The organism is Methanosarcina sp. A14, from assembly GCF_001729375.1.
GTDB classification, from domain to species: Archaea; Halobacteriota; Methanosarcinia; order Methanosarcinales; family Methanosarcinaceae; genus Methanosarcina; species Methanosarcina barkeri.
This window is the reverse complement of sequence record NZ_LZPK01000061.1, coordinates 1-12684: the sequence shown is the minus strand read 5'-3', so window position 1 is coordinate 12684 and position 12684 is coordinate 1. Positions and strand designations below refer to the sequence as shown.

Below are 12684 nucleotides of genomic sequence, written 5' to 3'. Positions count from 1 at the left end.
ATTTTCGTTTCGCGATGATATGTTATGAAAAACTCTCACCGCCCAGAATTAACCGAACCGACAAAAACCTCGTCAGACAGGAAAAAACACCTGACTCCATTATTAATGAATTGTAATTGCTGCATTAATGATGCAGGAAATTATAGTTATGTGTTCATAGTATTTAAAGGTATTTATTTCCTTTTAAACCAGGAAAAACCTTGACTAGATGACTATGAGAAAAACCGTCCAGCACAATAAATTCATGCTGAATCAGGGAACACATATACATCAGTTTTAATATATAAAGCTTTTTGTCCAGGAATATTTGAGAAAAACAAATTAAATAAATAATGGAAATCTGTTTTGTAAAATTCCTGATTTTCACTCTTGAATTACAAATTCAAGAGCAATCCACGCTTGTTTTGCGCGTGGAACATACAAAGGAATATCCGATATATATACCTGTCGCCTGCCCAATTACTTGGAAAAAAATAATAATAGGAGGAGAGAAATAAGAGAATAGAAAAGCGCAGCATTAAAATATTAGCAGAAAGTTGAAAGCTGCAAGACAAATAGCCTTAAAACTCGAAAAAATGATATATAAGGGATTTAAGTGTATAAAAATAAAAAATAGAAAATATAACTATAATATGAACTACACATAATGAGGTATCAAACTGGCAGACTTAAAGAAACCTACATCCAAAGCCAAGCCCGTAACGGGAGAAACCGTTACAAGAGTACGCACACCGCGCAGGGAGAATAACGAGATCCTGGCAACCGTTGAGAGTCTACTGGGTGCAAACCGGCTGAGACTCCGTTGCATGGATGGGGTCGTTCGCATGGGAAGGATTCCAGGTTCAATGAAGAAAAAAACCTGGATAAGAGAAGGAGACGTCGTTATTGTCGTGCCATGGGAATTCCAGAACGAAAAGGCAGATGTGATCTGGAAGTATACAAGGCCGCAGGTAGACTGGCTTGAGAGGAAAGGATACCTAAAAGGATAATATGGGAATGGATCAGGAAAAGAAGATAAGGCGCATCGATAGCGCTAAAGATAAATCCAGGGCCAGGGAGAAGGACTCCGAGCGGCTGAAAGTAGAAGAAAACGTATTCGATGTACCCACCCTTAAAATTCTTTATACTCTATCCAACAAGGGTGTAATAAAAGCAATGGGGGGAGCTATCAGTACTGGAAAGGAAGCAAACGTATTCTATGCCGAAGGTCCAGATAAAGAGCTAGCTGTAAAAATATACAGAATTGCAAGCAGCACCTTCAAGGCCATGGATGCCTACATTATGAAGGATCCTCGCTTCACAAACATTCGAAAAAATAAAAGAGATATCATTTTTGCATGGACACGCAAGGAACTTCAGAACCTGAAACGTGCGAAAAACGCAGGAGTCCGGGTTCCGGAGCCCATACTTACCGAAAAGAATATTCTTATCATGGAATTTATGGGAGAAAACGAGGCACCTTACCCGCTCCTAAAAAACACGCATCTTGAAAACGAGGAAGCAAAGAATATTTTTGATATCATCGTAGAATACATGCGTCTCCTATATAAAAAAGCAAACCTTGTACATGCCGATCTAAGCGAATATAATATCCTGATCGACCCGAACAACCTGACTCCCATATTTATTGATATGGGACAATCCGTAACCCTGGAGCATCCTAATGCCCGGGAGTTCCTTTACAGGGACGTGCAAAATATACTCAGGTTCTTCAGCCGCTATGGGATAAAGGACAAACCTGAAGAGCTATTTAAAAAAATACAGGCGGAATAATATGACTCAGTATGTCAAAATCCCCAAAGAAAGAGTCGGAGTAATAATAGGCCCGAAAGGAGAAACAAAAAAGCTTATCGAGGACAAGACTGCATGTCAGCTTGAAATCGATAGCGAAAGCGGAAAGGTAGACATTACCTGTGAAGAAGATCCACTAAAAGAGTTTAGGGTTCTCGAAACTATAAAGGCGATAGGAAGAGGTTTCAGTCCTGAGAAAGCTCTTGAACTTCTGGATGATGAGATGCTTATGCTTGAGGTCATCGACCTTTCCGACGTTGCTAATACTCCAAAAGAACTTCAGCGGATAAAGGGCCGGATAATAGGAAGAAACGGAAGAACCAGAGAACTTGCAGAAACCCTGATAAACGTTAAGATCTCAGTCTACGGAAAAACCGTATCCGTACTTGGGCACCCTGAGCAGAACACTATAATTCGGACAGCTATAAGAATGCTGCTCGATGGAGCTACACATGGTGCAGTCTACAAGTTCCTGGAAAAAAAGCATCAGGAACTCCTACAGTCCCAGCTTGGCTCAGTTGACTTTTATTAAGAGAAGAATATAAGATTCACAGGGCCTTAGAATATTATAAAAATATTTCAAGGCCTATAATGTTATTTCAACTTTTCTGGAAAACTGATTTGCAATTTTCCGCTTTTGCTAAAGTTTTTTCTTAATACCCGCAACAAAATAACCGATGAAACTTATAATTTATTATAACTTTGATTGGCTACCTTGATAGTGAAAATCAAAACATTCAATTAGAAATCTGCATAGTTTATTCTGAGACGGGGACTCAGTCCTGAGTTTCGCCAATTTCTTCCAGATCCTCTTCATCCTCTTCAGACCGTTCTCCTCTGCCTTCGAGGAAGTTACCCCGCCCAGGTTTTGCATTAATAGATTCCTCAATCCAGATCACTTCACCCCTAGAGAGAGTATATTCAGGAAAAACTCCTTCCATACCTTCAAAGGGAGTCCAGCCCGCTTTACTGTGTAGGAACTCGGCCTTTATAGGGCGAAGCTCGCGGGGATTTACAATAATCAGGTCTGCATCAAAACCTACTTCAAGCCTTCCTTTGGATTTGCGATCCAGCCCAAAGGCTTTTGCCGGATTCCAGCTTGTCAGCATGATCATACGTGAAAGCGGCAGGATGTTTTTTCTTACTGCAGCAAGCATAAGAGGCATGAGAGTCTCGACTCCGGGCACTCCTGAAGGAGCGGCTCTTATATCAACATCCTTTTCGGATTCAAGGTGCGGGGCATGATCCGAAGCTACCATATCAATAGTCCCATCGTTAATTCCATTTACTAGAGCTTTAATACTGTTGCCTCCCCGAAGAGGAGGATTCATTTTTCCAAAAGATCGAAGCCTTTCCCAATCTCGTGTAGAAAGGAAAAGGTGATGAGGAGTAACTTCACATGTGAAAAGGGGTTCTTTATTCTCCCTTCTTGCAAGATATTTTTTCTTTCTAATAATACCTGTAGCTTCAAGCGTGCTAATGTGGCAAAGATGAGCCCTTACTTGCAACTTGGAAACGAGCTCCAGGGCTTTTTGAACAGCAGCAGCCTCACATGCATTCGGGCGTACCCTTGAGTGATACTCATAAGAAGTATCTCCTTTTAACAGTTTTTCAAACTCAAGACGCATTTTCTCGTCCTCAGCATGTATGGTCGCAAGTGCATCAAGACGTTTAATTTCGGCAAGCGCTTCTTCAAAGGTTTCCTCATTAATATTTAGCCCGCCTGTAGACTCGGCCATGAAAATTTCCCCAAAAGCAGTAACTCCCAGTTTCCAGAGTTCTTCTAATTTTTCAATATTGCCTGTTACCCCGCCATTGATTCCAAAATCGACAATAGACTTTCCCCTTGCAAGTCTAAGTTTTTGTTCAAATGCCAGCCTATTTGTCGTAGGAGGCACTGTATTAGGCTGGTCAATGACAGTAGTAACTCCCCCAGCAGCCGCTGCACACGATCCTGTATACCAGTTTTCCTTTGAGGTCATTCCAGGCTCCCTGAAATGGACATGTACGTCAATCCCGGCAGGCAGGGTAAGAGCCCCACCCGCATCAATTATCATGTCTGAGCTTGAAACCCTGAGATCTTTTCCTATTTTAGTAACTTTACCGTCCTCAATAATAATCTCAGCAGACTGAAGCGAATTATTGTAGTAAATCCTTGTATTTTTAATAAGAATATCAGGCATGGGCGTCTATATGCTTATAAATGTACTTAAAACCTGACATCAAGGAGAACAGTAAATGGTCTGAAGAGAAAAAGAAATATTCAGAGAAAAAAAATCATCTAAAGCGTGAAAACGACATCAGAGAACTAAAGAAAAAAATAGAAATGGAAAAAAGATAGGAGAAAGATAGGAAAAATAGAGATCAGAGAAAGAGACAGAGATGAGAACGAAAAAGGAAAGATAGGAAAAATGGAGATGAGATGAGAGAGAAAAAGAAAAGATAAAAAGCCTTTTCAGTTCAGTTTGACTCTCTCAGCCGTAGCGAGGTAAACTACGCTTTCACAGATATTGCAGCAGTGGTCTGCGATTCTTTCAAGATAACGGATCAGGAAAAGTAAATTTGTAGCTCTCGAAATGATACTTGTATCTTTTGCCATCATTTCAATCAGCTCGACCCATACTGCGTAAAAGAGTTTATCTACCTCTTCATCCCTTAGTGCTACTGTTCTTGCAAGTTTGACATCCTGAGTCTCAAAAGCCTTGAGGGAATTTTCAAGCATAAATGCAGCGGCATCTGCCATTTTTTTTGTATCTATAAGTGGTTTTACATGTTCGCCCTCTACTCTTCCTGGGATTTTGGCGATATTTATTGATAATCCCACAATTCTCCTCAGATCTGCCGTGATCTTCAGAGTAGATACTACAAACCGGAGATCACTGGCCATAGGCTGCTGAAGTGCAAGCAGATCAAAAACCGAGACCTCAATACCTTCCTCAAGTTTATCAATTTCTGGCTCAAGGGCAAGTGTTTTTTCAGCAAGCTTGACATCGAGATCTATAACTGAAGCCATTGAGTCTCTGAAAATCAGCTCTACCATTTCTCCAAAAGAAAGTACAGACTCCTTAAGTAGATCCAGCTGCTTCACATATTGTTCTCGAGTCATATAAATCACCCAAACCTACCTGTAATATAATCCTCAGTACTCTTTTCCCTTGGATTTTGAAAAATCTGCCTGGTCTGGCCGAACTCAATCAATTCCCCCATAAGGAAAAATCCGGTATAGTCTGAGATCCTCGCTGCCTGCTGCATATTATGAGTTACGATTACTATAGTGTAATCTTTTTTAAGTTCCATAGTCAGATCTTCAATCCTTAAAGTGGAAATCGGATCAAGAGCGCTTGTAGGTTCATCAAAAAGAATAGTTTTTGGTTTTACTGCCAGGGTTCTGGCAATGCACAGTCTTTGTTGTTGTCCTCCACTCAAATAAAGAGCAGGAGACTTAAGCCTGTCTGAAACTTCATTCCAGATCGCAGCCGAACGGAGGGCCTGTTCAACAATGCCGTCAAGATCTTTCTTGTCTGCGCCATGTATACGCGGCCCGTACGCGACATTATCATAAATTGACATAGGAAAAGGGTTGGGTTTCTGGAAAACCATGCCCACGTTTTTTCTAAGTTCAACAGCATCCACATCTGGCCCGTATATATCCTTGCCTTCTATCGTAACTTTACCTTCGATTCTGCAGTTATTAATAAGATCATTCATCCTGTTTAAGCAGCGAATAAAGGTGGACTTGCCACAGCCTGAAGGGCCTATAAGAGCAGTTATGCTGTTTCTAGGGATCTGCATGGAAACGTTCTTAAGCGCCTGCTTCTCCCCGTACCACAGATTAAGGTTATCTATTTTTATCTGAGGTTGAGATACGTTTTGAATACCTTCAGTCATTTAGGAACCTCATTATCATATAAATCCAGATAGGTCATTAGTAACAAAACTCTAAACAAAACTCTAGTTAAATTTTTAATTTGTTTCGGTAGTGCCTGCGAATCAGGACAGCTATAAGATTCAAACTGAGGACGACAATCAACAAAACCAGAGCTGTTCCATACTGAATAGACCTGGTTTTTGCAATATTTGTCCCGGCCGTTGCAAGCACAAAAAGATGGTAAGGAAGCGCCATAAATTGAGAATAGATTGAGTCTGGCAGCCTGGGCAAGAAGTAAGCCACTCCAGTAAAAAGAATCGGAGCCGTTTCTCCTGCAACCCTTCCAATACTCAGGATAGAACCAGTAATGATTCCAGGAATAGCAGCCGGCAGTACCGCATGTCTGATTGTCTGCCATTTACTGACCCCAAGTGCAAGGGATGATTCCCGGTATTCACTAGGAACTGCAATCAGTGCCTCTTCAGTGGAACGGATAATCACTGGAATGATCAAGAGGGAAAGTGTAAGGGAAGACGAAAGTATGGAAGGACCAAAACCGAAATATTTAACAAATAGCGCCATCCCGAAAAGTCCAAAGATCACAGAAGGAGTTCCTGCAAGGTTGTTGATTGCCATTTCAATTAACCAGGTTGTGCGAGTTTCTCCTGCGTACTCATTAAGGTATATAGCAGCCATAACTCCCACAGGAAGGGCCACACTCATGGAGCCTATGATGAGGTATATGGTACCTACAATTGCTGGGTAGATTCCGCCTTGAGTCATCATAAGTCTGGGCATTTCAGTAAGGAACTCAATGTTAATTACACTATACCCATTGTAAATAATATAACCAAGAATGACTAGCACAAACCCCATTACTGTCAATGCTGAGAGACCAAGAAGCGCAAAGGCAATTTTTTCACTTTTCTTTGCGTTTAATCTTATGCTTAGTCCTCCCTGAATCCTGGCCACTTTACTATCACTTTCTTTTACTTCTGCGTTTAGCTCCATGCTCAATCCACCTTGAATCTGTACCTTCTTTTAATTGAATCCGCAATCAGGTTAATCAGGAAAGTTATGACGAAAAGTACAGATCCGACCGCAAAGAGAGCATGGAAGTGGGTACTTCCCTGAGGAACCTCACCCATTTCAAGCGCAATTGTGGCAGTCATTGTCCTTACAGAAGCCAGAAAGCCTCCTGGAAAAGAAGGAATTACTGCAGTATTTCCAGTAACCATCATAAGGGTCATAGTTTCCCCTATAGCTCTTCCTATACCAAGCATTACAGCCGCTGAAATTCCCGATAATGCTGCAGGAACTATGACTCTATAGATTGTCTGCCATTTTGTAGCCCCAAGAGCAAGCGAACCCTGTTCGAGAGTACCGGGAACAGAACTTATAGCATCCTCTGAAATAGTGATAATCGTAGGAAGTGCCATAATTCCCAGCATAATAGAGCCTGTGAGAGCAGTTTGGCCGGTTGGCAGGTTAAAGCTCTTCTGTATAATTGGAACCAGTACAACAAGCCCAAAGAATCCAAATACAACAGAAGGAATTCCTGCGAGAATTTCAATAAATGGCTTAAGGAAATCTGCAACCTTTGGATTAGCAATTTCAGAAATATATATAGCAGAAGCAATTCCCAGAGGCACAGCAAAAAGGATAGCTCCGACAGTAACAATAAGAGATCCGAAAAATAGAGGTAATAACCCAAACTGCCTGTTTATGGATGTTGGATACCAGAACTTTCCTGTAAGAAAATCCATAAGAGACGTATCCTTAAAAAGAAGTAAACCGTCTCTAAACAAAAAAAGGCATATAAGGAAGAGAATAACAACCGTAAGGACACTGACTGAAAACAGTGTCCATTCGATTGTTTTTTCCTTATAAATTCTGCTTAGCATTTTTGTCCCTTAGATTATTATATAATTTAGTTTAGAGGTTGCTTTACTTTTTTAGTGGAATATACCCGACCGTGCTCACAATGCTCTGCCCTTTTTCGCTCAACACAAAATCGGTGAATTCCTTTGTTAAGCCTGAGGGTTCCCCATTGGTGTAGAAGTAGAGAGATCTTGAAAGCGGGTATGAGCCATTACGTATAGATTCTGCAGTTGGAGTTACAGACCCATTACCTTTGTCCAGGCTTAATGCCTTTACACTGCTGTCAAGGTATGCAAAACCGATATAGCCTATCGCATTGGTATTTTGAGATACCTCAGTAACTATGCCTCCCGTAGCAGGCTGAGTAAGGGCATCAGGCCGATATTCGTCACCTTGCAAAACGTCTTTCTGGAAGTCTTTATAAGTTCCGGAACTGCTATCTCTGGAAATCACAGAAATTTGTGCATCAGTTCCACCAACTTCCTTCCAGTTGCTGATACTTCCATTATAGATACCACGCAGCTGGTCAAATGTAAAGTTGGAAACAGGGTTAGAAGGGTTTACAATTACAGTAATGCCGTCAGAAGCAATAGTAGTTTTAACAGGATTGATTCCTTTTGCTTCAGCAGATTTAATTTCGTCTTCGGTCATTTCTCTGGATGCTGAAGCAATATTTACTTCACCGTCAATGAGCGCAGAAATCCCGACTCCGGACCCGCCACCAGTAACTGTTATGCTTTTTCCAGTGTTTTCATTCATAAATTCTTCAGCTTCAGCCTGAGCAAGAGGCAGAACTGTATCTGAACCTTTCAATAAAATGCTTTGAGATTCACCTGCAGGAGTTTCTTCTGCAGAGGAAGGCCCTTCATTATTTTTAGTTCCGGTACACCCAATTCCCAGGAACACGAGCCCAATCATCAATAATATGAGAACTGTATATTTTTTTAATGTATTTACCATGTGTACAGACACTCCTATAAGTAACAAATAAAATTTGCATTTATCTAAGTCGTTTCCAGTATAATGCACAATAAATGAAAAATATATAAAGATTCGCTTCATAGAATATAGAGAAGTACGTATGAATGAAATAGGAGAAATAAAATAAGATAATATATAGATTCTATATAAAGTATAAATAAAGGGAGGAAAGAAAAAATAGACAAAAAGAGAAATAGCATCAAGGAAACAAATATGAAACTCTTCAAATAACAGGCACAAAGAAATGAAAGTACTTTTCAAATCACAGTACTTTCATGTTAAATCGGTATAAGAGATCAATAGCAGGCAAAAAATTGATTGAAGCCCAGAAACAGAAAGAGCAGAGATTAAAAGCCAACTTGGGAATATGTAAAAGATGTAAAAGTAATATGAGCACTTAAAAAAACACAAAATCAGAACAAAAAAGTGCAGGTTCAAAAATCAAAGAGAGAACTCTGAGATGCATGCCCATTCTTCTCGCATAAATTCTGTTCCTGAACCTTTACCTTACTTTCCTTTTCTGAAGAGGGTTTTTCCTGTTTCTTTACTTCAGGCTTCTTAGCTTCAAAATCAAATAGTCCTTTTTGTTTGGAATCAAAGTCAAGTGAAGACATCTTAACCCCGAAAACCTCAAGAATGCGTTCCACTGGAGGGAGTATCTGCTTCTTAATATAATAATCGACATCTATAGAGATATTGTTCTCCCTTACATAGTCTGGATCTTCAGCCCGGTCAACAAAGAGTCCTTTTCCTGCGGTAATGACAAAAGGTATTCTTGTTCCTATAGAAGGTACAACCCCAGTCCTTTTTTTCAGATTTTCAGCAACTGTAAGGTGAGGCTGCTTGTTTTTATAACTTTCAATTTTCCTTGTAAGAGTGCGTGTGAGAACAAGGCTTTCGACGATCTCGGAGTCTTTTGCAGGATCGAGATTCCGGACCTTGCTGACTATCTGGCGGACATATTCCACAGCCTGGTCAACATCACCTTCTATCAACACAAGCTCAAGAACTCTATTGAGAGTTATCGAGGTTAATTCGCACCAGTCTCTTCGGACGGTTTCCATGCCTTTAACCTTAATCTTATCTTCCCAACCTGAATTTTTTGGCTCAAAAAACCAGAGAGCATAGCGTTTCTTTGCAATAAGAAGGGCACGCTTAGCAATCGACTCAAATTCAAGTTCCATCGGGTCAGGCAAAGACACAGAAACGATATTTGCAAGCCTGTTACCTATAAGGCTAACCTCTTCAAGAGAGAGATCTCCGCTGGATTTACAGTGGACAAAAACACTGTCAGTATCTCCGTAGGCAACCGACAGTTCAACTACTCTATCCGGGGGAGAAAGTTTTCCTGCTTCATCAAGGAGTAGAGCTGTTTTATTCCTGAGAATTATTTTTCCGATAGTGCTGTTAATAATTTCCCGCGTATTGAGAATATTGCTTCTTCCAAAGCTGGTTACGGCATTTGCAAGAGTCAGGCTGTAGAGCCTTGCCCTGGCATATCCGGAATAACCATAAAAACTGTTTAACAGGATTTTCAAGGCGAGTTGAGTAGCATCAAGTACTCTATACTCATTTTCATTAGAGGCTCCCCTCATCCGTTTCTTTGTCTTTGTCCTCTTGTTAAGCAAATCTTCGAGAATAGAAGGCACGATTCCCTTGTAAACCTCGGAAGGCACAAACTCTCCTCCCGACGGAGGTCTAATGGTCACACCATCTGACCTGTCACCCGTAACTACTGTAGTATAGCACAGGTTATGTGCCATCATTATAGTTGGGTAAAGAGACTTGTAGTCAAGAATAAGCACATTTTCCAGAAGGCCTTTTTTAGGTTCCAGTACTTCCCCACCCTTGAGGTCGGAACTCATTGCATATCTCTCGGCTGAAACTCCATCATCAGGCTTTGGAAGGAGAACTCTATCGCGGAGCCCGAACTCTTTGAGAAGAAGCGTTTCAACCATCGAAGTCTGGCCTCCATCAACAACTTCCTGAAGCAGACTTCCGCTTACCTGGGCAAGGGCCACATATTTGTCAAGGAGTCTTAAATTAAGAATAAGTTCCAGGGCAAGCTCTGCGTCCCTGCGTGAATAGTCAACGAATTTTTTGAATTTTTCCCCTTTATCGAGCCAGTACTCTTCCATTTCAAGAGGGGGAACATCCAGTTTTTCACGGCTCAGGAGTTCCTTTGAAACCGCTCGCAGGGTGTACTGCTTCAGACTGAAAGCTCTTCTTACCAGAGGAAGTGCATCCACAACCACCCGGCCCTTCATTTCGGTGCGGGTAATAAGCCCGAATTTTCTGTAACCTATTTTGCTGCCGTCCCGGCCAACAACAGGGTTTATTGCTTTCCCTTCTGAAACCAGAGTTTTTACTCTATCCGTTATGTAAGGAATATCGAAATCCTGGTGATTATATCCAATTACAATGTCAGGGTCATAATCGCAGAAGATCTCGAAAAACTGATTTAGCATTTCAGTCTCGTCCGTGTAAGACCAGACATCGGAATTCAGACCTTCCACAGGTTTTGCCAGAAGCACAAGGGTTTTATGTCCTTTATACTCAGGCTCAAAAGAAAAGCTGATCATGATTATGGGGGAAACCTCAGGAGAAGGCATTCCTCCATCAAGAGGCAGGCATTCAATATCAAAAGCCAGATACTTCAGTGGGGCGAGAGTCAGATTTTCAACTTTATTGAACCCGGATGCAAGGATTGAAGTATCACATGTAAACTTTTCACAGCGAGAATTTCCTGAACCATTTGTACGGATATATTTTGCAGGGTCAACGGATCCCCCTTCTGCAGATACCCAGACCATACCTCCAAGATCTTTATCAATTAAAAAACGATTTCTGAAGAGAATATCAGTCTCATAGACTTCCCATTTGCCTTCAGCCTTCAGTACTTCCTGAAGCTTCAGAATCTCGTCCCTGATCTCGGGCACCTCTCTGGGCAAGTGGGTAGTAACCCTGAGCATCTTTGTTTTTGTTTTCTGATACCCAATAGGCTCGAATTTTTCAACAATTTCTACTTTTTTAACTTGCGTGAAAGTCTCTTCGACAAGCCTGGCTACGGTATTAAGGTCTCCAGACGCCTTGAGATAAAAATAAGGTTCAAAATCGGGAACAAAACAGCAAACGCTCTTCCCGTCCGCTCCCCTGCCAAAGAGGCGGATTACAGGGCTGCTGTCATTAATGACTTCATAGTCTGCATCCAAGATCTGGAAATCCATAGGCATGGTTTACGTTTTTAGATAGACATATATCTTTTGTTGTGTTTTTGAAAAAAAACAGTACATATATAAAGAAAAAAAGAGGTTGAAAACTTAATAGAGAGAGAAGAATTTCAGAAAAAGAAATTAAATTTTATTTACTTGTTTTTTAAGAGAGTTTAATTGGTGTTCACACAAATCAATTATTATAGGATCTTTGAGTTCTTTGCCTATTAGAAGAGACATTTCGAGAAATTCAATTGCTTTATTTAGGTCACCAAATTGCAGATAAATAACGCCAAGATTGCAAAGCCATCTGGCTTCCCCGTGTCGATCACCAACTTCTCGCGAAATTGAAAGAGCTCGCTCAAAATATCCAAATGCTTTATTTATTTCACCAAGAGAACCATAGGAACTACCAAGATTACCAAGAATTGATTCTTCGTTGCGCCTATCACCAATTTCCTGAGAGATAATAAGAGCTTGCTCGTAATATTCGATAGATTTAGTGAATTCACCAAGATTGCTGTATGAAGTACCAATGTTGCAAAGGTGGTGTCCTTCCCCACGCCGATATCCAGTTTTTTTTGAAATTGCAAGTGCCTGCTGATAATATTTAATCGCTTTAGTAAATTCACCAAGATCTTCGTATGCGTTGCCTAGATTTCCAAGCCGGTTTCCTTCCCCATGTCGATCACCTACTTCACGTGAAATTAAAAGAGCCTGTTCATAATATTCAATAGCTTTCTTGATTTCACCAAGACGATAGTAAGAGTTACCAAGGTTATTCAGATGACTTCCTTCTCCGTGTCGGTCACCAATTTCACGTGAAATTAAAAGAGCCTGCTCATAACATTCAATAGCTTTAGCAATTTCACCAAGATCATTATAGATATTACCGAGGTCGCCAAGGTGAGTTTCTTCACCACGCCGATCGCCAATTTCACGTGAAATTAA

The 12684-nt window shown here is 40.8% G+C and carries 11 protein-coding genes; 3 read left to right on the top strand and 8 right to left on the bottom strand.

Translation table 11 applies throughout. The features are described from left to right. The first annotated feature begins 653 nt into the window (after positions 1-653). Genes eif1A through A9239_RS04040 form a run of 3 tightly spaced genes read left to right on the top strand, consistent with a single transcriptional unit; the run spans position 654 to position 2323 of the window. Positions 654-989: a translation initiation factor eIF-1A gene (eif1A, locus tag A9239_RS04050; RefSeq protein WP_048119774.1), complete on the top strand. Its 336-nt coding sequence runs from the start codon at positions 654-656 to the stop codon at positions 987-989. 1 nt (position 990) lies between these two features. Then, positions 991-1773, top strand: a complete 783-nt coding sequence (locus tag A9239_RS04045) for a serine protein kinase RIO (protein ID WP_048119778.1) — start codon at positions 991-993, stop codon at positions 1771-1773. A 1-nt stretch (position 1774) separates the two neighbouring features. Beyond that, complete coding sequence (locus A9239_RS04040; protein ID WP_048119781.1) at positions 1775-2323, top strand: KH domain-containing protein; 549 nt, start codon at positions 1775-1777, stop codon at positions 2321-2323. 244 nt (positions 2324-2567) lie between these two features. On the opposite strand, the gene A9239_RS04035 is transcribed toward A9239_RS04040, so the two are convergent. From A9239_RS04035 to A9239_RS04000, 8 genes are all read right to left on the bottom strand, one after another. Continuing rightward, positions 2568-3974 (bottom strand): dihydroorotase, encoded by a 1407-nt coding sequence (locus A9239_RS04035; protein WP_048119782.1) that lies wholly within the window; start codon positions 3972-3974, stop codon positions 2568-2570. Between the two features lie 272 nt (positions 3975-4246). Further along, positions 4247-4897, bottom strand: coding sequence for a phosphate signaling complex protein PhoU (gene phoU / locus A9239_RS04030; protein ID WP_048123187.1), 651 nt, complete (start codon positions 4895-4897; stop codon positions 4247-4249). Positions 4898-4902: 5 nt separating this feature from the next. Continuing rightward, complete coding sequence (gene pstB / locus A9239_RS04025; protein WP_048119785.1) at positions 4903-5679, bottom strand: phosphate ABC transporter ATP-binding protein PstB; 777 nt, start codon at positions 5677-5679, stop codon at positions 4903-4905. A gap of 67 nt (positions 5680-5746) precedes the next feature. Continuing rightward, on the bottom strand, positions 5747-6670 hold the full coding sequence (pstA, locus tag A9239_RS04020) for a phosphate ABC transporter permease PstA (RefSeq protein WP_230669023.1): 924 nt from the start codon (positions 6668-6670) through the stop codon (positions 5747-5749). A gap of 2 nt (positions 6671-6672) precedes the next feature. Beyond that, a complete protein-coding gene (pstC, locus tag A9239_RS04015; RefSeq protein WP_048119787.1) occupies positions 6673-7563 on the bottom strand; it encodes a phosphate ABC transporter permease subunit PstC in 891 nt (296 codons plus the stop codon). Positions 7564-7606: 43 nt separating this feature from the next. Next, positions 7607-8500 (bottom strand): phosphate ABC transporter substrate-binding protein, encoded by an 894-nt coding sequence (locus tag A9239_RS04010; protein ID WP_048119789.1) that lies wholly within the window; start codon positions 8498-8500, stop codon positions 7607-7609. A 455-nt stretch (positions 8501-8955) separates the two neighbouring features. Then, complete coding sequence (locus A9239_RS04005; protein WP_048154573.1) at positions 8956-11754, bottom strand: DNA-directed DNA polymerase; 2799 nt, start codon at positions 11752-11754, stop codon at positions 8956-8958. A gap of 120 nt (positions 11755-11874) precedes the next feature. Continuing rightward, positions 11875-12684 (bottom strand): tetratricopeptide repeat protein (locus tag A9239_RS04000; RefSeq protein ID WP_141706359.1); only part of this gene is annotated, 810 nt, incomplete at its 5' end.